This window comes from Streptomyces guryensis (assembly GCF_021261325.1).
Classification (GTDB): Bacteria; Actinomycetota; Actinomycetes; order Streptomycetales; family Streptomycetaceae; genus Streptomyces; species Streptomyces guryensis.
Genome location: NZ_JAJSBI010000014.1, coordinates 89,689 through 113,926, shown reverse-complemented (window position 1 = coordinate 113,926; position 24,238 = coordinate 89,689). Strand labels below are relative to the sequence as shown.

The 24,238-nt window shown below is 71.6% G+C and carries 20 protein-coding genes and 1 pseudogene; 6 read left to right on the top strand and 15 right to left on the bottom strand.

Features of this window, described 5'->3' with window-relative positions; translation table 11 throughout:
* Positions 1-29: 29 nt before the first annotated feature.
* Positions 30-1,067 (bottom strand): SDR family oxidoreductase, encoded by a 1,038-nt coding sequence (locus LJ657_RS26635; protein WP_232651276.1) that lies wholly within the window; start codon positions 1,065-1,067, stop codon positions 30-32.
* Between the two features lie 6 nt (positions 1,068-1,073).
* Positions 1,074-1,616 carry a phage holin family protein gene (locus tag LJ657_RS26630; protein WP_232651275.1) on the bottom strand — a complete coding sequence of 181 codons (543 nt, stop codon included), beginning with the start codon at positions 1,614-1,616 and terminating at the stop codon, positions 1,074-1,076.
* Positions 1,617-1,764: 148 nt separating this feature from the next.
* On the opposite strand from LJ657_RS26630, the gene LJ657_RS26625 reads away from it, so the two are divergent.
* Both LJ657_RS26625 and LJ657_RS26620 read left to right on the top strand, forming a co-directional pair.
* Positions 1,765-2,313, top strand: a complete 549-nt coding sequence (locus LJ657_RS26625) for a hemerythrin domain-containing protein (RefSeq protein WP_232651274.1) — start codon at positions 1,765-1,767, stop codon at positions 2,311-2,313.
* A 90-nt stretch (positions 2,314-2,403) separates the two neighbouring features.
* Positions 2,404-2,751, top strand: a complete 348-nt coding sequence (locus tag LJ657_RS26620; RefSeq protein ID WP_232651273.1) for a VOC family protein — start codon at positions 2,404-2,406, stop codon at positions 2,749-2,751.
* Between the two features lie 67 nt (positions 2,752-2,818).
* Here LJ657_RS26620 and LJ657_RS26615 read toward each other — a convergent pair whose 3' ends face one another.
* The 12 genes from LJ657_RS26615 to LJ657_RS26560 all read right to left on the bottom strand — a co-directional run bounded on the left by LJ657_RS26615 (position 2,819) and on the right by LJ657_RS26560 (position 19,388).
* Entirely contained in the window at positions 2,819-4,747 is a 1,929-nt protein-coding gene (locus tag LJ657_RS26615; protein WP_232651272.1) for a DUF5107 domain-containing protein, read from the bottom strand.
* 140 nt (positions 4,748-4,887) lie between these two features.
* A complete protein-coding gene (locus LJ657_RS26610; RefSeq protein ID WP_232651271.1) occupies positions 4,888-5,454 on the bottom strand; it encodes a GNAT family N-acetyltransferase in 567 nt (188 codons plus the stop codon).
* Between the two features lie 19 nt (positions 5,455-5,473).
* On the bottom strand, positions 5,474-5,719 hold the full coding sequence (locus tag LJ657_RS26605; RefSeq protein WP_232651270.1) for a LapA family protein: 246 nt from the start codon (positions 5,717-5,719) through the stop codon (positions 5,474-5,476).
* 59 nt (positions 5,720-5,778) lie between these two features.
* Entirely contained in the window at positions 5,779-7,554 is a 1,776-nt protein-coding gene (locus tag LJ657_RS26600; protein WP_232651269.1) for a CocE/NonD family hydrolase, read from the bottom strand.
* A 133-nt stretch (positions 7,555-7,687) separates the two neighbouring features.
* On the bottom strand, positions 7,688-8,611 hold the full coding sequence (locus LJ657_RS26595; protein WP_232651268.1) for a S66 peptidase family protein: 924 nt from the start codon (positions 8,609-8,611) through the stop codon (positions 7,688-7,690).
* Positions 8,608-10,560: a prolyl oligopeptidase family serine peptidase gene (locus LJ657_RS26590; protein ID WP_232651267.1), complete on the bottom strand. Its 1,953-nt coding sequence runs from the start codon at positions 10,558-10,560 to the stop codon at positions 8,608-8,610. The genes LJ657_RS26595 and LJ657_RS26590 overlap by 4 nt, the downstream gene beginning before the upstream one ends.
* Positions 10,561-10,577: 17 nt before the next feature.
* Positions 10,578-11,882 carry a M20/M25/M40 family metallo-hydrolase gene (locus tag LJ657_RS26585; RefSeq protein ID WP_232651266.1) on the bottom strand — a complete coding sequence of 435 codons (1,305 nt, stop codon included), beginning with the start codon at positions 11,880-11,882 and terminating at the stop codon, positions 10,578-10,580.
* A complete protein-coding gene (locus tag LJ657_RS26580; RefSeq protein WP_232651265.1) occupies positions 11,875-12,708 on the bottom strand; it encodes a M55 family metallopeptidase in 834 nt (277 codons plus the stop codon). The genes LJ657_RS26585 and LJ657_RS26580 overlap by 8 nt, the downstream gene beginning before the upstream one ends.
* Before the next feature lie 108 nt (positions 12,709-12,816).
* Entirely contained in the window at positions 12,817-13,551 is a 735-nt protein-coding gene (locus LJ657_RS26575; protein WP_232651264.1) for a class I SAM-dependent methyltransferase, read from the bottom strand.
* Positions 13,552-13,713: 162 nt separating this feature from the next.
* On the bottom strand, positions 13,714-16,221 hold the full coding sequence (locus tag LJ657_RS26570) for a SpoIIE family protein phosphatase (RefSeq protein WP_232651263.1): 2,508 nt from the start codon (positions 16,219-16,221) through the stop codon (positions 13,714-13,716).
* Between the two features lie 153 nt (positions 16,222-16,374).
* A complete protein-coding gene (locus LJ657_RS26565; protein ID WP_232651262.1) occupies positions 16,375-18,798 on the bottom strand; it encodes an MFS transporter in 2,424 nt (807 codons plus the stop codon).
* Positions 18,799-18,944: 146 nt separating this feature from the next.
* The gene (locus tag LJ657_RS26560; RefSeq protein WP_232651261.1) at positions 18,945-19,388 is read right to left on the bottom strand and encodes an SRPBCC family protein; all 444 of its coding nucleotides are present in this window, start codon (positions 19,386-19,388) and stop codon (positions 18,945-18,947) included.
* A 179-nt stretch (positions 19,389-19,567) separates the two neighbouring features.
* Here LJ657_RS26560 and LJ657_RS26555 point away from each other — a divergent pair, with 179 nt between their 5' ends.
* The 4 genes and pseudogenes from LJ657_RS26555 to LJ657_RS26540 all read left to right on the top strand — a co-directional run.
* Positions 19,568-20,611 (top strand): Rv2578c family radical SAM protein, encoded by a 1,044-nt coding sequence (locus LJ657_RS26555; RefSeq protein ID WP_232651260.1) that lies wholly within the window; start codon positions 19,568-19,570, stop codon positions 20,609-20,611.
* A 135-nt stretch (positions 20,612-20,746) separates the two neighbouring features.
* A complete protein-coding gene (locus tag LJ657_RS26550) occupies positions 20,747-22,330 on the top strand; it encodes an alpha/beta hydrolase (RefSeq protein ID WP_232651259.1) in 1,584 nt (527 codons plus the stop codon).
* Positions 22,331-22,392: 62 nt separating this feature from the next.
* On the top strand, positions 22,393-22,791 hold the full coding sequence (locus LJ657_RS26545; RefSeq protein WP_232651258.1) for a RidA family protein: 399 nt from the start codon (positions 22,393-22,395) through the stop codon (positions 22,789-22,791).
* Positions 22,792-22,811: 20 nt separating this feature from the next.
* Positions 22,812-23,297, top strand: a pseudogene (locus tag LJ657_RS26540) (GNAT family N-acetyltransferase); the annotation flags it as partial.
* A 30-nt stretch (positions 23,298-23,327) separates the two neighbouring features.
* On the opposite strand, the gene LJ657_RS26535 reads toward LJ657_RS26540, so the two are convergent.
* On the bottom strand, positions 23,328-23,903 hold the full coding sequence (locus LJ657_RS26535; RefSeq protein ID WP_232651257.1) for an adenylosuccinate lyase: 576 nt from the start codon (positions 23,901-23,903) through the stop codon (positions 23,328-23,330).
* Positions 23,904-24,238 lie beyond the last annotated feature (335 nt).

The following is a 24,238-nucleotide window of genomic DNA, read 5'->3' as shown; positions in this document are numbered from 1 at the left end:
GGCGGAGGGGTACCGGCTCGCGTGATGGCTCAACGGCGGACGAGCCGGGTCAGTTTCCGTGCGGCCAGGACGCCTGCGCCGACGGTGAGCGCCGTCCCCACCCGGCCCCGGTTCCGGGACATCCACTCCTGCGGACTGTCCGCCCGGGACTCGTCGTCGAACCGCCCGTGCGCCCCGAAGTCCCGTCCGTGCGCCCCGTCCGCCGGGGTCCACAGGTTGCCGAGTTCGCCGTGCTCACCCTCGTCCTGCTGGGCGTCGAATCCGGTGCGGGCGAGATAGCGGTCGAGCACTCCGGGAGCCACCGCGTTGGCGATCAGGGTGGCCACCGTGGAGCTTCCGACCCAGTACTCGCGCCGTCGGCCGTGGGACGCCGCGTGCACGATCGCGCGCGCCGCTACCTCTGGCTGGAACACCGGCGCCACCGGTCGGGCCCGCCCCGGCATCCGGCTCAGCACCCAGTCGAACTGCGGGGTGTTGACGGCCGGCAGCTGCACCATCGTCGTACGGACCCCGCTGCCGCTGTGCAGCAGTTCGCACCGCAGCGACTCGTTGAACCCCTGGATCGCGTGCTTGGCCCCGCAGTACGCCGACTGCAGCGGGATGCCGCGGTAGGCGAGCGCGGAGCCGACCTGCACGATCGTGCCCCGGTCGCGCGGCAGCATGTGGTGCAGCGCGGCGCGGGTGCCGAACACACAGCCCAGGTAGGTCACTTCGGTCACCCGGCGGAACTCGTCCGGGGTGACCTCGGTGAACGGCGCGAACACCCCGGCGAAGGCGTTGTTGACCCACACGTCGATGTGCCCGAACGTGTCGGCGACCTGCTGGGCCGCGTCGTCGACCGCCTTGGCGTCGGACATGTCGACGGTGACCACGAGAGCCTCGCCCCCGGCGCGCTGCACCTCGTCGGCGGCAGCGGCCAGGCCCTCACGTCCGCGGGCCAGCAGGGCGACCCGTTCGCCCCGGGCGGCGAAGGCCAGGGCCGCGGCCCGCCCCACGCCGCCACTGGCTCCGGTCACGACGACGGCTTTGCGGCCTCCCGGCACGGGCACACCCCAATGGCTTCGCATGGCGCATCACGCCCGGTGGTGCGGCTGCTCGGGGTCGGTGTCGTCCGGGCGCGGCGCCGGAGTGACCGCGCCGCCCGGTTCGCCCGCGACGGGCGCGCCCGCGGCCCCGCCCAGACCGCCGGGCGCGACCGGCGGCATCGGCGGATACGGTGCCCCGAGTCCGCTCGGCGGCGCGGCGGGTGCCCGGCCGCCGACGACGGGGTCGCCCTGACTCGCGGCGGCCTGCTCCGCCGCCCGCTCCGGCGTGGGCCGGGACGCGGCGGGGCGGGCCATGCCGCGCAGGACATAGGCGACGACTCCGAGAATCACCGCAGTGATCAGCGCGGCGGCCCAGCCGGGCAGGCCGACCGCGAGGGCCAGTCCGAGGGTGAGCGCGAGGGCCGCGCCCGCGTACAGGGCGACGGCCCCGGACACGGCGTACAGCATGGCCCTACGCCGCTGCTTGCGAGTCTGTTCGCGCAGTTCGTCGCGCACGGTCTCGCGCGCCACCTGCGCCAGCTCGTCGACCAGGTGCCTGTCCAGGTGCTCCAGATGATCCAAGCCTTCCATGGCCGCCGAGTACCCGTACGGGCGTACGGATAACGCGGTCCGTCACGGCCGGAAAGCGGTGCGTCAGCCCACGGCCCCCGGGTACCCGGCCCGCTCGCACGACCGCACGACCAAAACCCTCACAGACCCCTCTACCAGGAGTTGCAGGATGACCGAGCGCACCCATGTGGTGGAGCTGCTCAAGGCTCAGCACATCCGGATCCGAGAACTGTTCGACGAGGTGGCGAACGCCAAGGGCGAGGACCGGGCGCGGCACTTCCACGACCTCGTCCGGCTCCTCGCGGTGCACGAGACCGCCGAGGAGGAGGTCGTCCACCCCTTCGCCCGCAAGCACCTCGACGGCGGCGAGCTGGTCGTGAAGGACCGGATCGAGGAGGAGGAGAAGGCCAAGTCGGCCCTGTCCCGGCTGGACGACATGGATCCGGACTCACCCGAGTTCCTGGACCAGTTCGCGGCCCTGCGCCAGGACGTGCTCGCCCACGCCGCCAACGAGGAGCGGTACGAGTTCGCCGATTTCAACCGGGTCGCCGACCGCGGCAGGCTGGAGACCCTGGCCCGCGCCGTGCAGGCGGCCGAGGCGCTGGCGCCCACGCGTCCGCACCCGGGCACGGACACCGCCCTGAAGAACGTGGCGGTGGGCCCGGTCGCGGCCGTCGTCGACCGCACGCGTGACGTCGTACGCAAGGCGATGGGCTGATCCACGCCCCGGGGCGGCCGGGCCGAGGACGATCTCCCGAAACAATCGGAAGTGATCTCCTCGCCCGGCCGCCCCAACTAGGCTTTCCGCATGGACATTCTGGGAGCCACGCTGCGCATCTGCGTCGACGACCTGGAGACCGCGATCCCCTTCTACGAACGGCTGGCGGGCGGCGCAGCCCAGCGCTTCGAGCGCGGCGGCGTCCAGGTGGCCGCCGTCGGCTGCTTCCTGCTGATGAGCGGTCCCGCGGCCGAGCTGGACGTACTGCGCAAGATCTCCGCGACGATCGCCGTCAAGGACGTCGAGGAGACCCACCGGGTGCTCACCGGGCTCGGCGCGCACATCGTCGCGGGCCCGGTACCGACGCCGGGAGGCCGCAACCTGATCGCGATGCATCCGGACGGCATGGTGTACGAGTACGTGGACCGCAACGTGTAGGTCCCTGGGGCCTGTCGTTCGGATCAGGTCGGCTGCACAGAACGGTGCCTTGTGGCTGTGACAGGGCCTACGCCTGCGGCGGTCGCATGCGGAAGTCGTGGTGGGCCGGGAGCGGTTCGTCGGTGAGCCTCGACCACAGGCGGCCGATCGCCTCCGCTCCCTCCCGCAGATCGGCGGCCTCGAAGCCCGCACGGAAGACGTCCAGGGCCTCCTCCCGCCGCCCCTCGGCGAGCAGCAGCCCGGCCTCGATCAGCCGGAACCGGCCGCGCTCCCGGGTGGCGGGGTGCAGCCGCTCCCAGACGCCGCGTGCCTGAGCGGTGCGGCGTACGGCGAGCAGGGCCTCGATCGTCTCGCGGCCCAGCGCGGCCGTGGCCGCCGTCCACCGTTCCCCGCCGTCGCGCCGCTCGTGGCACAGGTCGTCGAAGGCGTCGGCGTACCGGTCCGCGGCGCGCTCGTGGTTGCCGCTCTCCTGGTCGGCGACGGCGAGGCAGCGCAGCAACGGCCAGAGAGAGGGGGCGAGTTCGAGGGCCCGCTCCCAGCTGCGCACCGCCTGCGCCCGGTCTCCGGCGTGCCACTGGGCCACCCCCAGGTGGTACTCGGTGAGCGGGGACGCGGGTGCGGTCTCCAGCATGTCACGCCAGTGCGGGGCGACCAGGGTCTCACCGGGCGGCCGTACCCGGCGCGGCTCGGGGAGGGCACCGGTCCGCAGCAGCTGCAGCCAGGGTTCCTGGGCCTCGCCGAGCGTGGCCTCGCCGAAGGGTGTGCCGGGCAGCTTCCAGTCGGCGCGCAGCACTTCGAGCGCACCCCAGCCGGAGCCGACGGCGAGGATCTCGCCGGGTTCGGTGTCGGCGTGCGGCTTCCAGGCGGCGTGGGCCGTGTCGACTGCGGCGCGCGGGAGTGCGGTTTCCAGGCGGGCTTCCACTTCGTCGGCCGCCTCCGGGGAGCTCAGCGGACCGTAGGCCTCCAGCCAGGAGACCTCGCTCTCCGGCTCCAGCCGTACGTGCTCCGACTGGGTGCGGGCGAGCCCGGCCTGGATCTCGCAGTAGCCGCCCGTGCCGGGTTCGGTGAGCCACTGTTGCCAGCGGCGCCCGCCGGGGCCCTTCCCCCAGACGAAGAGCTTGCGTCCGCGCAGCAGGTCGGTGGAGGTCTGCACCAGACCGTGCCCGTCCTCGTCGAGGGCGGCGATCCAGCGACGTCGTGCGTCGGTCAGGTCGTAGAAGTAGTCGGCGGCGTAGGGGAGTTGCTGAATCTCATCGCACGACGGGGCGGGCACCCGCCGCAGGTGCCGCTCGTGGCCGAAGTGCCAGGCCTCCTCGGCGGGGGCCAGCACCCGGCGCTCCTCCGGTACGGCGATGTTGGACCACCAGTAGGCCGGCACGGGCCGCTCGTGCGGGTTGCGGATGCGGACGCCGACGTACAGGAAGTCGGAGTCCTCCGGGAGCCAGAGGTCGACCTGGAAAGGCAGGTCGCGCAGGCGTTCCCACTCCCACAGCCGGAGCATCTCGCCGCCGTCGGGGGCGGGGACGCGGGCGGCGTGGAGCGGGGCGCAGGAGAGGGTGGTGTGGCCGGTGGCGCCGATGTTCCATTCGATGCCGCCGGAGTACCAGGCGCCGTTGAGGGCGAAGTTCGCGGGCTGGAACACCGGGTTGCGGTAGAGGAGTTCGCGGCCGGTCGGCTTGTGCACAAGGGAGGCGACACGGCCGCCGAGACCGGGCAGTACGGTGGCGCGCAGCCGGCCGTTCTCGATCACGAGGGCGTCGAACTCACGGGGTTCACGCGCCCGCCCGTACCCGTCCCGGACCGGCACCGGCAGCAGACTGCGCAGCGGCTCGTAACCGACCTGCCGGGCGATCTCACGCGGCAGGTCGTCCCGGTCCCGGTCCTCGATGCGGTGCACCTCATGCGGCGACCGCAGCGGGGGCAGTGGATTGTCCGGCCCCAACTCCGCGGCGGGCAACGTCAGTACCTCACGTCGGATGGTCGTCACGATCACCATGGAAGCCGCTCCCCGGTGAACCGGCCAGGGGCCCTACCGGTCAGGATTCCGCAAAGGCGGACGCGCGCCCCGAAGGGGCGCGGGGAACCGCGCGCCCGGCCACGGCGGCGAGGCGGCCAACCGACAACCCATCGCCGCCCTCACAGCGAAGCGCGCCGCATCTCTGCCGTGACCGCCCAGCGCTCGTGATCCCGCCAGTCCCCGTCGATGAAAATCATCTTCGGCGAGAACCCTTCGAGCCGAAAGCCACAGGCGCGCGCCAGCGCGATCGACGCGGCGTTCTGCGGCTGCGCGTTGATCTCCAGCCGGTGCAGCCGCATCGGTCCGAACGCGTACCCCACCACCAGGTCCAGCCCCTCGCGCATCAGCCCGCGCCCGGCGGCGTGCGCGAAGGCGCCGTAGCCGAGCGCGCCGCACTGGAAGCCGCCCTCGACGATGTTGTTGATGTTGATGTACCCGGCGATGGCCCCCTTGCCCTGCGCACCGTCCTTCTCACAGACGAGGAACCCGGCCTTGGTCGGGTCCTCGATCAGCCGGCCCGCGTACGCGGCGTACGCGCCCGCGGTGTCCGGCGGGAACAGCCAGGGGTGGTGCAGGTCCTTGCTCTCGCGGGCACGGGCGGTGAACTCGGCACCGTCCTCGTAGGTGAAGTGACGTATACCCACGCGGGGGCCTTCGGCGAGGTAACGGGATGCGGTGTGCGGCATCCCGCCACCCTACGGCGGGCTAACGCCTCCGCCTCATCACATACGCCCCGAAGAACGAGCCGATCAGCGCCGCGACGAGCAGCGCCGTCGACAGTGGCATCGTGACCTCGGGGATCAGGAGGCGGATCCTGGTGTGGCGGGTGTTCTGGAAGATGAAGATCAGGGCGAAGACGGCGAGCAACAGGACCGCGACCCGGCCGGGCGTCACGGCCGGGCCCCGCTCACCGCTGCGCGTGGCTCCCCGCTCGGAGGTCCTCGGGCTCATACCACCAGGATGCGCCCGCAGACCCCCTCACGCACGGTGAGGGCTCCCCGCAAAGCTCCTCATCCGCCCAGCACGGGCAGCTCCAGCACCCCGGTGTTCCCGGGCGCACTGACCACGGTCACCGCCTTGATCCCGCGGTTGCCGAAGTACGCGTCGTCGCTCGCGGCGATCACGAACCGCAGCCGGTGCCCCTTCTCGTACCGGTGCACGATGCCCGGCAGGGTCACGGTGAAGCTCTTGGACACGTCCGGCACCCGGACCGGCGCGACCAGCCGGTGCACCAGCGTCTTGGTGCCGTCGCGCGCGACGTCGTACAGCTTGGCGAACAGGACCAGCCGATCGGCGGCGTTGCCGGAGTTCTGCGTCCGCGCGGCCTGCGGGGAGACGACCCTGAGCGTGGCCCGGGGCGCGCCGACGACGTCGGTGGTGCGGGTGAGCGGTTCGCTGGTCCAGCCGAGGTAGGTGCCCTCGGTGTCGAACGGTGCCGGGTCCGGCAGCCCGCCGATCGCGGCCAGCGAGGTCTCCGAATGGCTCGTTGGAGTCAGCTGGTTGGCGTACGTGCGGCTGCCGGCTGCCACCTTCTTGCCGTTGTCGACGAGTTTGCCGTCCCCGGAGAGGTAGAGCTTCCGGCTGAGGGCGGGGAGCCGGCCGGTCGTGGCGTAGGTGTGGTTGGGGTCGGTGATCCAGTCACGGTAGTAGGCGAGGGCCGGTCCGGTGTCGGTGTGCTGCTTGCGGAGGTAGTGGTCGAACCAGGAGAGGATCCGCCTGCCGACGTAGCTGCTGTCCAGGTTGCCCTGGGTGAGGTTGAGTTCACCGTCCACCATGCCGCCGCTGTGCCCCCAGGACTGCCAGATCATCTTGGCGGGTGTGCCGCGGGCCTTGAGTGCCTTGTACGTGGCTGTCGCCTCGTTGAGGTTGAAGAGGCTGTCGGCCTGCCCCTGGATCAGCAGGGTGGGCGCCTCGACCCGGTTCAGGTACGACGCCGGGGAGACGCTGTTGGCGTAGGCGAGCATCGCGGCGGTGGGGCCCGCTCGGTAGCTTCCGGAGTTCAGTGTGCGGATGGTGGCGCAGGCCCGGGTGACGAAGTGCAGACAGGTCAGGGAGTTGATCCGGGACGGGTCGAGGTTCGGCTGGGTCAGCGCCTGGCCCTCGCCGAGGAGGTAGAACCCGTTGGTCCACTGCCATTTGAAGGCGCCCGGGACGGTGGCGTCGGCGTTGTTCGGGTCCAGCGCGTAGGCGAGGCTGTTCCAGGTGATCAGGGGGACCAGCGCGTCCACCCGGTGGTCCACGGCTGCCGTGGCCAGCTGGATGGCACCGCCGTACGAGCCGCCGATCATGCCGACCCGTGGGTCGCCCGCGCCGTCGAGGGTGACGAAGTCGGCCCTGGTGCCGTCGTCGGCGGCGCGGCTGCCGCCCAGGAAGTCGATCAGCCGGGAGGCGGCGGTGCCGTCGATGCCGGGGTCGTCGAGCGAGATCAGACAGCCGGAGCGGCCGAAGCCGAGGCCGGAGTAGATCAGGGACACATAGCCGCGCGAGGCGAGGGCCTTGCCGACGGCGTCGGTCGTACCGTCGGACTTGCTGCCGCCGAAGCCGTTCGTGGCGAGCACGGCCGGGGCGCGGTGGGCGCTGTCGACGCCCGCCGGACGGTACAGATCGGCGTCGACCGCGCAGCGGCGGCCACCCGCCTGGACGGTGAACTTCAGTGCCGTGACGCTGTATTGGCCAGCCGCGGACACGGGAGCGGTGAGCGCCTGGGGCACGGCGAGCGCCGCCCCCAGGGCGAGAGCGAGCGGCGCTCGCGATCTGAACACGCCTCGGGACACTGAGACCTCCACACTCAGGGCAGCCCTGCTTACCGACCAGTAAGTAACGACCGCTAGTCATGGTGTGGCAGGCGTCATGCGAGGTCAATCGCCCAGACGAGTGTTCTTGACGGATATTCAGCAAAAAGGGTGCGGTGGAGGCGGCTCAGCGAAGAGCGGGCCGGTCGAGTGTCAAGGTGCCCGCGTCGGCGTCGAGTTCGGCCGCCACGCCGAAGGGGATGGTCAGCGCCCCCGCACAGTGCCCGAAGCCGAACTCCTCGACGACGGGAACGCCAAGGCCTCCGAGCCGGTCGGCGAGGACAGCGCGCACTTCGTCGTAGGGACCGCAGTTGACCCATGACCCGAGCGCGATCCCGCTGACGCCGTCGAGCCATCCACTGCGCAGCAGCTGGGTCAGCATCCGGTCGATGCGGTACGCCCGTTCGCCGACGTCCTCGATCAGAAGCAGCCCACCGCGGACACCGTCGTGGGCGTGCGGCGTCCCCAGGTCGGAGGCGAGCATGCTCAGACATCCGCCCAGCGTGACGCCCCGGGCCCGTCCGGCGACCAGAGCGGTGCCGTCGGAGACGAGGGTGCGCACCCTCTCCGGAGCGAACAGGGTCGCTTTCAGGTGTTCCTGCGCCCGGGCGTGCTTGATGAAGTCGATCCCGGCGGCCGCCGGTCCGTGCAGGGTGACCAGGCCCAGCCGGTTGGCGAACGCCTGGTGCAGCACCGTGATGTCGCTGAAGCCCACGAACACCTTGGGCCCGGCGGCCCGCATCGCGTCCCAGTCGAGCAGGTCGACCGTCCGCTGCGCCCCGTAGCCGCCCCGCGCGCACAGCACCGCGTCCACCGACGGGTCGCACCAGGCGGCCTGCAGGTCGGCGGCCCGGTCGGCGTCCGTGCCCGCCAGGTAGTCGAACTCGCCGTGCCGGTCCAGCACATGCGGTGCCACCACCGGGTCGAGGTCCCACCCCCGCAGCAGGTCGAGCCCGGCCTGCACCCGCTCCTCCGGCACCGGCCCGCTGGGCGCGACGACGGCCACGCGCGCGCCGGGGGCAAGCCGGGACGGCCGCAGGAGCTCTCTCATTTCGTCAGCTCCAGTGTGGGGATACCGCGCGGGTTGAGCCCGAAGGCCTGGGCGTAGAGGGAGAGTTCGGACTCCAGGACACGGATCATGGTCTCCGCCCGCCGGAAGCCGTGCCCCTCCCCCTCGAAGGCGATGTAGGCGTGCGGCACCTGTCTGCCCTCCATCCGTGCCAGGAACCGTTCGCACTGGGCGGGCGGGCAGATCACGTCGTCCACGCCCTGCAGCAGCAGAAAGGGCGCGGTGATGCGGTCGGCGTGCTCCGCGGGCGACCGCTCGGCGTACCGGCCGGGGACCTCGGCGAGCGGCCCGACCAGGGTTTCCAGGTACTGCGACTCGAAGTCGTGGGTCTCCCCCGAGCCCCACCCTGCGAGGTCGAGGACGGGGTAGAGGATCGTGCCGCAGGCGTAGACGTCGGTGGCGGCCAGGGAGGCGGCCGTGGTCCAGCCGCCCGCGCTGCCGCCGCGGATGGCGAGCCGTTCGCGGTCGGCGGTGCCCTCGTCGGCGAGGGCGAGGGCGACGGCCGCGCAGTCCTCGACGTCGACCACGCCCCACTGCTCGCGCAGCCGGTTCCGGTACTCGCGCCCGTGTCCGGTCGAGCCGCCGTAGTTGACCTCGGCGACGCCGATGCCCCGGGAGGTGAAGTAGGCGATCTCCAGGTCGAGCACGAGCGGGGCCCGGCTGGTGGGGCCGCCGTGCGCCCAGACGACGTAGGGCGGCAGCGCGTCGCCGGGCGAGACACAGCGCGGGTTGTGGGGCGGGTAGATGTGCGCGTGGATGTCGCGTCCGGCGGGTCCGGTGAAGGTGCGGATCTGCGGTTCGGGGTAGTACGCGGGGTCGACCGCGTCCTCGTGCTCGGCACCGACGACGCGGGCCCGGCCGGCCCGGGTGTCGAGCTCCACCACCTCGTACGCGCTGCGCGGGCTGGCTCCGACGGTGACGACCCGCTCCCCGTGCACCGCGAGCGTGGACGCGAACTCGGTCCAGGGTCCGGCCGCGTCGACGACCTCGCCGGTCTCGGGGTCGAGGACTCCGAGCGCGGTGGCACCGCGGCCGTGCACGACGGCGACGAGTCCGCTGTCCAGCGGGGCGAACCAGCGCTGCCCGAGCTTCCACAGCGGCCCGCCGAACTCCTCCTCGCGCGGACAGAGCGGCACGCCGTCGCGGTAGAGGTTCCACCAGCCGCTGCGGTCGCTCGCGTAGAGGAGCGAGCCGTCACGGGCCCAGTCCGCCTGTGCGATCGACTCGTCCGGACCGCCGACGAGCGTGCGCGCGCCCGTCAGGGTGCCGTCCTCGGCGACCCCGGCCAGGACCAGTTCCGTGCCGTCCCACGGCATCCGCGGGTGGTCCCAGGCGAGCCAGACCGCGCTGCGCCCGTCGGGCGAGATACGCGGCCCCGTGACGAACCGGTGCCGGTCGTCCGTGAGTTCGCGTACCGCGTCCCGGTCCTGGACCGCCGAGCCGTCCAGCGGCACCGCGGCCAGGACGCGCCGCACATCAGTGGGTCCGTCGCCGGTGAACTCCTCCAGCACGCACCACACTTCGCCGCGGTCGACCCGCAACTGCGGCTCCACCCAGCGCAGTCCGCCGCCCACGAGCGACACGGGCGTGAGGGGACGCGGGTCGCCTCCGGGCTCGTAGCGGTAGAGCCGCTGGTCGGCGAAGTTCACGAACACGACGAGCGGCCGTCCGTCCACGACCGTCCCGGCCCAGGGCTGTCCGCCGTACTCGATGACGCGGCTGCGGACGTCCCACGGTGCGGGCAGCAGGGACTCCTCCCGGCCGTCGGCGCTCCGCCGCACCAGGGTGCGACGGCCGCCCTCGGCGGGCCGTGGCTCGGTCCACCACGCCTCGTCGCCGACGAAGCCGGCGTACTCGGGACGCCCGTCGTGCGCGGCGGCGAGCGCCGCGTCGATGGGCGAGGGCCAGGAACCGTACGGCAGTCTCTGCACGTTCTCCCCCAACTCGCCTAGGCCGTCCGCAGGAAGCGGTCGAGGACGCGGACGCCGAAATGCAGCGCCTCGACCGGTACCCGCTCGTCGACCCCGTGGAACATGGCCTGGTAGTCGTACCCCTCCGGAAGCCTCAGCGGTGTGAAGCCGTACCCCGTGACGCCGAGCCGTGAGAACTGCTTGGCGTCCGTGCCACCCGTCATGCAGTACGGCACCACATGCCCTTCGGGCGCGAACTCCTCGACGGCGGCACGCATCTTCGCGTACGTCGGTGAGTCCAGCGGCGCCTGGAGGGCCACCTCACGGTGGTGGAACTCCCACTCCACGTCGGGTCCGGTGAGCAGGTCAAGGGTCGTGCGGAACTCGTCCTCGCCGCCGGCCAGATACCGCCCGTCGACATACGCGACCGCTTCCCCAGGGATCACGTTGACCTTGTAGCCGGCGTCCAGCATGGTCGGGTTGGCGCTGCTGCGGACGGTCGCCTCCACCAGCGTGGCGGCCGGGCCGAGCTTGCCGAGCAGCCCGTCGATGTCGTCCGGGTCGACGTCGAGGCCGTAGAGCGCCGCGAGTTCGGTCAGAGCGGCCCACACGGTGGGGGTCGGCCGCAGCGGCCACTCGTGCTCGCCGATGCGGGTGATCGCGGCGGCGAGACGGGTGACCGCGTTCTCCCTGTTCACCTTGGAGCCGTGTCCGGCGCGTCCGCGCGCGGTGAGCCGCAGCCAGCCCGTGCCGCGCTCACCGGCCGCGATCGGATAGATCTGCCGCCCGCTGCCGTCGTGGAAGGTGAACGCCCCCGACTCGCTGACGCCCTCGGTGCACCCCTCGAAGAGTTCCGGATGCTCGTCGGCGAGGAATCCGGACCCGTCCCGGGCGCTGTCCTCCTCGTCGGCGGTGAACGCGACGACGAGGTCACGCCGGGGCCGCACCCCTTCGCGCGCCCAGCTCCGCAGCACGGCGAGGATCATCGCGTCCATGTTCTTCATGTCGACGGCGCCGCGCCCCCACACCACCCCGTCGCGGATCTCCCCGGAGAAGGGGTGCACTGTCCAGTCGTCGGCCTGGGCGGGGACGACGTCCAGATGACCGTGGAGGAGCAGCGCGTCGGCCGCCGGGTCGGTCCCCTCGATGCGCGCGACGACGTTCGTGCGCCCCTTGGTGCGCTCCAGCATCAGGGGTTCGAGACCCGCCGCGGCCAGCTGCTCGGCGGCGTACTCGGCGGCGGGCCGCTCCTGGCAGTCGCCGCCGCCGCGGTTGGTGGTGTCGATGCGGATGAGGTCGGAGGTGAACCGGACGACCTCGTCCAGCGCCTGCTGGTCAGCCATACTGCTCCTCCACGGCGGCCGAGACGATCGTGGTGACCGCCTTGAAGGTACGGATCCCCTCGTACATCGTCTCGCTGGTGTACGCCACCTTCCGCTCCCCGATGCGGCCGACTCCCGGCACGACGGTGGCGGCCATGGCGAGATGCTCCGCGTCGAATTCGAGGGCGACGGTGAACGGCCCTGCCTGGGCGGGCTGGTGGCGGACCGCCAGCTGTGCCGCCTCCTTTGCGGCGGCCCGGATGTCGGACGCGGTCCTGGCCGGAGTACGGCACACGGCCGCGTACCTCGACACATGGTCCTTGACCGCGACCTTCAGCGCCCCGGGCGCGTACCCGAGGGCGTCCTCGCAGGCCACGTCGTCGCCGGTGACGAGGACGACGGGCACCCCGTACTCGGCGACGACGTGCGCGTTGAGCAGCCCCTCACTGGCGCGTACGTCGTTCAGCCACACCCCGGTGATCGAGTTGGCGAGGTAGGTGTGGGCGAGGACGCCCTCCATCCCGGCGCCGGCGTGATAGCCCACGAAGGCGATGCCGTCCACGTCCCCGTGCTGCACGCCCTCGACCATGGAGAGGGACTTGTGCCGCCCGGTGAGCATCTCGGTGCGCTCGTCCAGCTGTTCCAGGAGCAGGTTGCGCATGGTCCAGTGGGCCTCGTTGACGAGGACCTCGTCCGCCCCGCCGTCGAAGAACCCCAGCACGGCGGCATTGACGTCCGAGGTGAACAGGGCACGGCAGCGCTCCCACGGCGGTGTCCCCGGCAGCACGTCGGCCGGCCAGGTGACCCCCGTGGCACCCTCCATGTCGGCGCTGATAAGGATCTTCATGCTGCGTCACGTTACGCGGCGAAGCGCATCGAGACCAGGAATGGCCCGGTGACGTGACGAAGCGGCCGGCCACGAGGCCCGGCCGGCCGCCTTGCCCGGTCCGGACGCCTACTCGGCCGTCTTCTCACCGCCCGCGAGGACGAACCAGCGTGCGGGCAGGTCGATGCGGGTGCCGTCCGCCAGGTACTCGGTCTGCGGCAGGCTCGTCTCGCCGGTTGCGAGGATCTCCAGGCCGGCTGCGCCTAGCAGGCTCGGCACCTCCTCGTCCTGTGCGTCGGCGGGCTTGAGGCCGTGCTGGAAGACCCGGCGCAGCTTGGGCGGCGGGCCCCCCGGATCGTCCACGGCACGGCCCAGCACCTGTCGCGAGCCCGAGGTGAGTTCGACGACGAACGCCCGTCCGCGGGCACCGACGAGCTCGGCGACGGCACGGGCCACCGCGGGGCGCGCTTCCGGTTCACTCTGATGGATGACGGCGCGCATGTACACGTTGCTGTCACCGAGGCGGGAGTGAAGCACGCGTACGGCCTCGGTGTCCGTCAGGTCGAGCTGCTGGAACTCCACGGCGTGGCCGTCCGCGGCACGGCGGGCGTGCTCGATGGCGGCGTGCGAGAGATCGACGCCGACGGCACGGGCGAACCGCGTGGCCAGGTACCGCGTCTGGGTTCCGTTGCCGCAGCCGAGGTCGACGATGGTGCGCGTGGTGTCCGCGTGCGGCAGGAGCAGCTCGCTGTGCGGCATCGCGGTCAGGGCCGGGTCGGAGTCCCAGATCGCCTCACCCGGCGCGTCGGTGGTCTCCAGCCAGTAACTCTCCCAAGCATTGCGGTAGTCCTCCGAGACGTTCATGCGAGCTCCCCACGGTCGGTGCCGTGATCGGAGTATCGCGGGTGGCGGGTACACCGCAAGTAGCAGGTGCCTTCTTTCGCGGTATGTCCGAGCCCGCGCACGCCGGGGCGCACAGGAAGAACTGTCAGAAGACGGTGTCCACGGGGCTCGTCCGGCTTCCTCTCAACGTTCCCGTCGAGGAGGCGTCAGCGGCTGCTCGAACCACACCGTCTTGCTGTGCCCGGCGACGCTGGCGCCCCATTCGCGGGCCAGGCGGCTGACCACGCGCAGGCCGCGGCCCGACTCGTCGTACGGGCCCGCGCCGAGCAGGGCAGGCAGGTCCGGTTCACCGTCCGTGACCTCGCACAGCAGCGCGTCGGTACACACCAGCCGCAGCCCGATCCGGTCGCCGGTCGCGTGCCGTACGGCGTTGGTGACGAGCTCGCTGACCAGCAGCTCCGCTGTGTCCACCGCGTCGGCGAGCCCCCAGTGCAGCAGTTGGGCGCGGACCAGTCGGCGGGCGCGCGCCACCTCTCGTGGATCGCGGGTGAGCTGCCACTCGGCGACGTCGTCGGCCAGGATGCCGTTGAGCCGAGCCATGAGCAGCGCGACGTCGTCCTTGCGTCCGCCGTGCGTGTTGAGTGCCCGGATGATGGTGTCGCAGGCGTCGTCCATCGAGGCCGCGGGGTGCGCCGCGGACTCGCACAGCGCGGCGAGGCCCTCGCCGATGTCGACGCCGCGCACCTCCACCAGTCCGTCGGTGCACAGCACCAGCCGGTCGCCTGGCCGGACCCGGACGACGGTGGTCTCGAAGGCCACGCCGCCGACGCCGATGGGCGCGCCGGTCGGCAGATCGAGCAGTTCGCTTCGGCCATCCTCGGCGCGCACCAGAACGGGCGGGATGTGCCCGGCGTTGGTCAGCTGGAGTTCGCCGCGGATCGGGTCGTACACCGCGTACAGACAGGTGGCGAGGTAGGTCTCACCGAGCCGCCTGGCCAGGTCGTCAAGGTTGCGCAGGAGTTGCGCGGGCGGCGTCTGCATGGCGGCCATGGTCTGCACGGCTGTGCGCAACTGGCCCATCATGGCGGCCGATTTGAGGCCGTGCCCCATGACGTCGCCGACCACCAGCGCGGTGCGCGAGCCGGGCAGTTTGACGGTGTCGAACCAGTCGCCGCCGACCCTGCCGAGGCGGGTGCCGGGCAGATAGCGGGTCGCTGTGTCGCAGCCGGCCATGCGGGGGGCCACCTGCGGGAGCATGCTGTCCTGCAGGGTGTCGGCGACGTTCTCCTGGTACGTGTACATGCGGGCGTTGTCGAGCACGAGGCCTGCGCGGGCCGCGAGTTCGGCACCCGTGGTGCGGTCGATGGCGTCGAACGGCTCACGGCCCGGCCGGCGCATCAGCACCATGAAGCCCAGGACGACGTTGCGGGCCTTGAGCGGCACCACCAGCATGGAGCGGCCGTTGATGAGCGGCCTGAGGTCGCGCTTCTCGAACTCCCCGGAGATCCGGTTGCCCATCTCCTCACTGATCAGCGGGATGAGGACCGGTTCGCCCGTGCTCATGCACTGGAAGAACGGCGTGTGTTCGGGGAACGCGATCGCCTCGCCGACCGGCACGGTGTCGTCCCAGCGGCCGGGCTCGTCGTTGTGCTCGACCCAGACCCGGTGCCAGACGGTGGTCACGTCAGGGACGCCGTCCGGGAAGCCCTCGCCAGCGAGGACCGCGGCACGCAGGTGGGTGCCGGCGAAGTCCGCGAAGCGGGGCACGGCGGCGCTGGTGACCTCACGGATGGTTGCGTCGAGGTCGAGCGAGGAGCCGATGCCGGTGCTGACCTCGTTCAGGAATTCCAGCCGCTCACGGACGGCCACGTACTCCAGGTCGTGCTCGGCGCCGGCGGGGACGACGATCTGCTTCGCCGCCGCCCAGGGCTGACCGTCGGAGCGGTGGCGGCCGGCGCGGCGCGGCACGCCCCAGTCGGGGGTGACGGGCACCCGGTCGCACTGGCTGAACTCCAGAACCGGGTAGCCGAGTTCGAGGACCTGGGAGATGATGCGGCCGCTGAGGCCGGGCCCCATGTTGGGCAGGATGTCGGGCAGTCGCCGGGCGAGCTCGTCGGAGGCGGGCAGTTCGGTGTGGCGGGCGAAGCCGGGCGAGATCCGCTCGTCGACCTCGTCGTCGTGGCCCCGTTCCATGCGCAGCCGTGCCGCGTCGGCGGCCAGGATGAGCAGCCGTGCGGGCTCGGCGCCGACGAGTGGGTAGGCCCACCAGAGGATGTCGAGCCGCTCTGCGCCGTACTCGCTTTCCCCGTCCGGTGCGTCGGACCACCCGTCCCCCGACCCGTTGATGCGGGCTCGCCCCGCCGCCGGATAGGCGCTGAGGCCGCCCAGCGAGGCCTCGAGGCCGGGGCTCAGTCCGTCGTCGTCCGGGTAGGCGGTGCCGTCGTCGTCCTCGGGCAGCGCGCCGGAGACGGGGAGCAGGTCGGCGACGGATCGGCCGATCGCCTCCTCCTTGACGGTGCCGAAGAGCCGGTGTGCGCCCCGGCTCCAGTGGGAGACCAGGCCGTCACGGTCCACCACGACCACGGCCAGCGGGATGCGGCCGGCCGCGGCGTACTCCGTTGCCTCGCCGTTCCCAGCTCCGCGGCTGGGAGGCGCGTCCCTCTCGGTGCCACGGTCGGTGCCATTTTCCATGGCCCAGGCCCTCTCTCCCCACGGCTCCGCAAGATCTGTGCCGCCTGCTCCACCGTACGGCTACCGCCGGTGGTGATGTGCGGCAATGCGGGAATTGGTGCGACGGGACGGCCCCCGCGCGCGGGGGCGCGCGCCGGAGCGTATGACGTCGCGTCAGTCTTCGTGCCCCAGTTGCAGGTCCCGCTCGGTCCGTCCGCCTGCTGCCACCTGGAGCACCGTGGCAACCGGCGGGTAACCGGCCGCGATGACGGTGTACTCGCCGGAGGACAGGTCGACGAACCGGAACGTTCCGTCGAGGCCGGTGGTCAGCGTGTCCACCACGTTGCCCGCCGCGTCGAGCAGCGTCACGCGCGCGTCCTCGACGGCGCGGCCGCCACTCGTCCGCACGGTGCCGCGCAGCACGGCACCGCCCGCGAGTTCGACGTCCTGGCTGGTCTCCCGGGATGCCTGGACGGTGACGGGGAGCGCGGCCGGGCGGAACCCGTGGGCACTCGCGGCGAGGGTGTACTCCCCGGCCACCAGCTCGGTGACGACATAGCGGCCCTCGTGTCCACTGCGGGTGGTGGCGACGACCTCGCCGCGCACGTCGGTGAGCGTGACGGTGGCGTCGCGCACGGGGGTGCCCTCGGCGGTGAGCACACTGCCCGCGAGGCGTCCGGCGCCGCCGAGGACGACGTCCAGGTCGACGGGGCGCTCGCCGACGGTGACGGAGACGGCCTGCGGCTGGTGGCCGCCCGCGGCGGCGATGAGGACGTACGCCCCCGTGCCGGGCGTGGACAGCGCGTACCGCCCGTCCTCGCCGCTGGCTCCCCGCCCGACCTGCTGTCCGGTCGCGTCGATGAGCGTGAGCGCGGCGCGGGGGACGACGGTGCCGTCGGGGTGCTGCACCGTGCCGCTGACGGGGGCCCCGGGTGCGTACGGCGAGCGAAGCGAGATGGGGGTCCCTCCGCCCGAAGGGTGGGGCAGGGCCTGCGGGACGGCGGCGGTCGCGGGCTCGGTTTCGGCGGCGTTGTACGACACCAGTGGTCTCTCCTTGAGGAAGAACGCGATGAGCAGGCCGAGCCCGAGCACCGGCACCAGGTAGAGGAAGATCCGGGGCATGGCGTCGGCGTACGCCCGGATGTAGTCGTCGCGCAGCGGCGCGGGCAGTGCGTGGACGAGCTGCGGGGTGAGGGACTCCGGGTCGGGAAGCTGCGCGCCCGCGTGCGGGGGGAGCCGTTGTGCGAGAGCGTGGGTGAGCCGGTCGGCGAAGAGGGTGCCGAAGACCGCGGCGCCGACGCTGCCGCCGATCTGCCGGAAGTAGTTGTTGGCGCTGGTGGCGGCGCCGAGGTCGGTGGGGCGCACGGAGTTCTGCACGGCGAGGACCAGGACCGGCATCACCATGCCGATGCCGGCGCCGAGGACGGCCATCCAGATGCTGTAGTCCAGCCGGGGCGTGTCGACCTGGAGGCGGGAGAGCAGCCACATGCCGACGACGGCCACGGCGCTGCCGAGGACGGGGTAGATCTTGTAGCGCCCGGTGTGGCTGATGAGCTGCCCGGAGACGATCGAGGCGCCGACGATGCCGCCCATCATGGGCAGCATCAGCAGGCCCGACTCGGTGGCGGAGGCCCCGTCGACCATCTGCAGGAAGGTCGGCAGATAGCTGGCGGCGCCGAACAGGGCGACGCCGATCACCAGTCCCACCAGGCCGGTGACGTTGAAGACGGAATCCTTGAACAGCCGCAGCGGGATGAGGGGTTCGGCGGCGAAGTGCTCGGCGACGAGGAAGAGGACGGCGGCGACCGCCGCTCCCGCGCCGAGCCCGAGGATCACCCGCGAGTCCCAGGCGTACTCGGTGCCGCCCCAACTGGTCAGCAGGACGAGGCAGGTGGAAGCGGCGGCGAGCAGCAGCGCGCCCGGCACGTCGAGCCGCGCCTTGGCCAACGGCTTCGGGAGCTTCAGCACGACGGTGACCACGGCGAGGGTGACCAGGCCGAAGGGGACGTTGAAGTAGAAACACCACCTCCAGGAGAGATGGTCCGTGAAGTAGCCGCCCAGCAGGGGGCCCGCGACCGAGGCGAGACCGAAGGCGGCGCCGATCAGGCCCATGAAGCGGCCGCGCCGGCGGGGCGGCACGATGTCCGCGATGATCGCCTGGACGCCGATCATGAGCCCGCCCGCGCCGACACCCTGGACGGCGCGGAAGGCGATCAGCTGGTCCATGGACTGCGCCCGCCCCGCGAGCGCGGCGCCGATCACGAAGACGACGATGGCGAACTGGAACACACCCTTGCGGCCGAGCAGGTCGCCGAGCTTGCCGTAGACCGGGAGGCCCACGGTGGCCGTGAGGAGATAGGCGGTGATCGCCCAGGACATCCTGTCCAGGCCGTGCAGCTCGCCGACGATCTTCGGGAGCGCGGTGGCGACGATCATCTGCTCCAGGGCGGCGAGCAGCAGCGCCAGCATCAGCCCGAGGAAGACCAACCGCACCCGGCGCGGGCTCAGTTCGACCGGGGCGGCCCGTACCGCGGGGGTCTGCGGGGGCGCCGCGGCGGGTTCGCCCCGCAGTTCGCCCTGCGCCGTCGTCCCGCTCACGTACCGCTCCCCTCGCCGCGCTGCCACAGAGTTCCGCTCAAGGCGGCAACTACGGGCAGGCGCGGCGAGTTACGGCGGACCGGCGCGGCGCAAGGAGATCCACTCGATCCGGTGAGGGGCGTCAACACCCCCCGGACGACCGGGACTTACTTCTCGACCTCGGTGGCGAGCCTCTGGAGCACGGCGTCGTAGATCCGGCCGAGACCCTTGGGGGCGAAGGTCTTCTCGAAGAAGCCGCCGATACCGCCGGCGCCGTTCCAGACGGTGGTCACGACGACGCGGGACCTGCCCTCGCCGGCCGGGGTGACCCGCCAGGTGGTGACCATGGAGGAGTTGCGGTCCTTCTCGACGAGCTCGCCGTCGGTGGGCTCGCTGACCTCCAGGAGGCAGTCGCGGACCCGCTTGCTGGTGGCCTGGAGCTTCCAGTGGACGAGGGTGCCCTCGCCGTCACCGCCCTCGCGCACCTCGTACTCGCTGAAGTGCTCCGTCAACACGTTCCCGCGCGTGCCGCTGTAGTCGGCGAGGGCGTCGAACACCTTCTCCGCGTCTGCCGCGACGACCCGCTCGGTAGTGGCCTCGACCTGCGCCATCGGTTTCCTCCAGGACTTGCTTTTCTCGGGGTGGGGGCAAGCCAACCACCCCCGCCCACGGCCGCCCAAATCGGGGTGCCCCAGGACGCCCTCGGGGGCGCCCTGGGCGATCGGAAACAGGCCTTGCACGGCAATTCGAACACGTGTTTCACTCTGAGCAGCGCTACCGAGGAGGCGTCATGCGGTGGGAGAACCTCACAGTGGAGTCCGGCGGGCACAGCCGGGCGGCGGACACCGCGCTGTTCGGCGCGGACGCGGTGGTCAGCCGTACCTTCGACACCCCTGAATTCCGTGGAATCACCTTCCACGAGGTGCGGGCCCGCTCGATCATCAACCGGGTGCCGGGCGCCTCACGCATGCCCTTCGAGTGGACGGTCAATCCGTACCGCGGCTGCTCGCACGCGTGCGTGTACTGCTTCGCCCGCAAGACCCACACCTATCTGGACCTCGACCCGGGTCTCGACTTCGACTCGCAGATCGTGGTCAAGGTGAACGCCCCGGAGCTGCTGCGCCGCCAGCTCGGCTCGCGCCGCTGGCAGGGCGAGCACATCGCGATGGGCACGAACGTCGACTGCTACCAGCGCGCCGAGGGCCGCTACCGCCTGATGCCGGGCATCCTGGCCGCCCTGCGGGACCACGCCAATCCGTTCTCGATCCTGACGAAGGGCACGCTGATCCTGCGCGACCTCGATCTGCTGGTGCAGTCGGCCCAGGTGACGGACGTCGGCGTCTCGGTGTCGGTCGGCTTCACCGACCCCGAGCTGTGGCGCACGGTGGAGCCGGGCACACCCGCCCCGGAGCGCCGCCTCGACGTGGTCCGCACACTCGCCGAGCACGGCATCGGGTGCGGTGTGCTGATGGCTCCGGTGATCCCGTTCCTGAGCGACCAGCCGGCCCAACTGCGCGCCACCGTGCAGGCGATCGCGGCCTCCGGGGCCACCTCCGTCACCCCGCTGGTGCTGCATCTGCGGCCCGGCGCCCGCGAGTGGTTCATGGCCTGGCTCGGCCGCCACCACCCGTACCTGGTGCGCCGCTACGAGCGCCTGTACGCGGACGGTGCCTACGCCCCGAAGTGGTATCAGCGCCGGATCACCCGTCAGGTCCACGAGCTGGCCCAGGAGTACGGGATCGGCCCCACGCGCGCGGGGATGCCACGGCGGATCCTGCCGCCCGAGGCACCCGAGCCGGTGGTGTCCGAACCGACCCAACTCACGCTCATTTGAGAGCATACGAGCGCATCCCGCGACCCAATCGGGTCAAGTCTTGCCAGAACGAGTTCTTCCGAGGGGGCTTTCCGGGACGATGCGGCGGGAACCGTGAGACTCGCGGTTCGAAACCCTCCGTCCTGGGAGGACTTCATGAGAAAACGCGCAGCCGTGCTGTGCGGTGCCGCCGTCGTCGTGGCCGGGAGCCTCACGGCCCCCTCCGCCGGCGCGAGCACCCCACAGACCCCGCACACCTCTCCCGCCGCGAAACTCACCTGGAAGAACTGCGCCACCACGAACTATCCGACGCTCCAGTGCGCGTCGCTCGACGTGCCGCTCGACCACGAGAACCCGCACGGGCAGCAGATCACGCTGGCGCTCTCGCGCGTGAAGCACACCGCGCAGAAGAGCCAAGGCCCGCTGCTGGTCAACCCGGGCGGTCCCGGCGGCAGCGGCCTCACGCTCGCCGGATTCGTCGCGTCCTCCCTGCCCAAGGAAGTCGCGGCCCAGTACGACGTCATCGGCTTCGATCCGCGCGGGGTGGGCAAGAGCAAGCCCGCCCTCGACTGCAAGCCGGGCCACTTCAACCCGGTGCGCCCGGACTCCGTGCCTCGCACGCCCGCTCTCGAGAAGGCCAACCTGGACCGCGCCAAGTCCTTCGCCGCAGCCTGCGGCACCAAGTACGCGAGCCTGCTGCCGTACATCGACACCATTCAGGCCGCGCAGGACATGGACTCGATCCGGGCGGCCCTGGGCGCACGCCGGACCAGCTACTTCGGCTACTCGTACGGCACCTACCTCGGCGCCGTCTACGCCAGGCTCTTCCCACAGCGTGTGAAACACCTGGTCCTGGACTCGATCGTCGACCCGACCGGCGTCTGGTACGACGACAACCTCGCACAGGACCACGCCTTCGACGCCCGCCAGAAGGCCCTGATGGCCTGGATCGCCAAGTACGACTCGACGTACAAGCTGGGCACGGATCCGGCCAAGGTCGAGGCCGAGTGGTACGCGATGCGCAAGGCGCTCGCCAAGAAGCCGGCCGGCGGCAAGGTGGGGGCCTCCGAACTGGAGGACACCTTCATCCCCGGCGGCTACTACAACGGCTACTGGCCCCATCTGGCCGAGGCGTTCGCGGCATACGTGAACGACAAGAACGCCGACCCTCTGGTGGAGGCGTACGGGAACTTCGCCGCCGTCGACGCGTCCGGAGACAACGGCTACAGCGTCTACACCTCGGTGCAGTGCCGTGACGCCTCCTGGCCGCGCGACTGGAACCAGTGGCGCAAGGACAACTGGGCCGTGTACGACAAGGCTCCGTTCATGGCATGGAACAACGCCTGGTACAACGCGCCGTGCGCCTTCTGGCCGACGGACTCTCTGAAGCCGGTGCACATCGCCAACGACAAGCTGCCGCCGGTGCTGCTTTTCCAGGCGACCAACGACCCGGCCACCCCGTACGAGGGGGGCTTGACGGTCCACCGCCTGCTGGCCGGGTCGAGCTTCGTGGTCGAGCAGGGCGGCGGGAACCACGGCATCACGCTGAGCGGGAACACCTGCCTGGACAAGTACCTGGCCGCGTATCTGACGGACGGCACGGTGCCGCGCGGCGGTGGCGCGATCGACGCGGTGTGCGCGAAGACGCCCGACCCCAAACCGCTCAGCGCCAAGATGGCCACGACCCCCGCGGCCGTCGGCGGCGCGACGCTGCACGGACTGGTCGGCTTCCGCGGCTGAGCACGCGGCGAGACCGAGGTCCCGTCGGGGGCGTTGTCAGACCCATGGTCCACGATGGACGCATGAGTGAACTGACCAGGATTTCCGCCCCTGACGGGGTCTTCCCCGCCGCGCAGTACAGCCACGTCGTCATGGGCACGGGCCGTTTCGTCGCGATCGCGGGCCAGCTCGCGCTGGACGAGGACGGCAGGCCCGTCGGCGTGGGCGACCCCGGGGCCCAGGCCCGCCAGGTCTTCGAGAACCTCCACCGCTGTCTGGCCGCCGCCGGGGCGGCCTTCGACGACGTCGTCAAACTCACCTTCTTCGTCACGGACATGGCGCACCTGCCCGCGATCCGCACGGCCCGCGCCGCCCACATACCCGACGACCGGCTCCCCGCCGCCTCCGCGGTACAGGTCGCCGCACTCGTCCGCCCCGAGTTCCTGATGGAGATCGAGGCGTACGCGGTCGTGGGCGAGTGAGTGGTCCCGCCGTCCGGGAGATGGTTCTCGCCGACTGCGAGGGTGTGGCCGAGATCCGCGTCGCCGGCTGGCAGACGGCCTATCGGGGGATCATCCCGCAGTCCTACCCAGACGCGATGAGCGTGCCGCAGAACACCGAACGCCGGCGGATGCGCTTCCTTCAGAAAAGCCCGGCGTGCTGAACCTCGTCGCCGTGCAGGACGGGGAGATCATCGGCTGGCTCTGTCACGGCCCGTACCGGGACGGCGAAGTACCCACGGACGACGCCGAGTTGTACGCGATCTACGTCGCCCCGGGGCCGGTACCGCGACGGCGTCGGGCGGGCCCTCCTTCGGCAGTCCACGCGCCGCTGTACGGCCGCCGGGCATGAGCGCATGTTGCTCTGGGTCCTCAAGGAGAACCACCGCGCGCGCCGCTTCCACGAGGCCTCCGGCTTCCGTCCGGACGGAACCGAGGAGCCCTTCGAGGTGGACGCGGTCGCGGTGCCGGAGGTGCGGTACGTCAGGGACTCACGGACCTCACGGACTGACGCGGCGTCACCTCTGTCTCGGAATCCGGGCCAGCGCCCGGACCGCCGCCTCCGCCAGCGCCGGATGGGCCAGCGCCTCGTTGAGCACGGGTCTGGCGCGGGCGTCCTCCAGGTCGCCGAGGCCCTCCACACAGGCGAGGGCCACCCGGCGGTACGGGTCGTGCGGGCGCAGCCTGCGCTCCAGGGTGGTGATCAGCGCGGGCACGGACTCGGGGGCGCGCAGCTCCGCGAGGAGCCGGACCGGGTGGAGGGCGTAGGCGACGCGGAGTTCGTTGGTGGCGAGGGCGGCCGCCGCGCGGGCGGTGCGCGGGTCGTCGAGGTGGGCGAGGGCGTGGGCGGCGGAGGCGCAGCGCTGCGGATCGCGGTGGTTCAGGAACAGGATGAGGGACTCGAAGGCACGCCGGTCGCCCGCGAGCCCCAGCCGGAACGCGGCCAGCTCCCTGGCCCACAGCGGCTGCCCGGGCTCGGTGAGCACCCGCGCCAGCTCGTCGAGGTCCTCGGTGGCCACCAGACGGTCGTATGCGGCGGTCGCTCCCGACTCCGCCCGCAAACGCTCCGTGAGCGATCGCAACTCTTCGTCCATGGCACCGAGATTAGAGGGGCTGCCGATCTCTCGGGACGTACATCACAAACATGGGGACTGGCGCGCTCGTTACCCGCCGGTTAAGCTCAGACGAGCGAGTTACCCACTCGCACCTGCTTACGGCGGCCTGGTGACGCAGCCGTCGTGAGAGAAGTCGGTTCGGTACATCAGGTACCGCAGCACGACCCGGCCACGGGACAGGGCCGGTCGGTTCTCCACCGTTCGCTCCAGGCGTGTGCGCGCCCACGGCGACGGCACCGGGCGTGTGCGCTTGCAGCCCGGCAACACCCGCATTCCTCATCAGCACCCGGTGCGCCATGGTCCGGCTTCGGCCG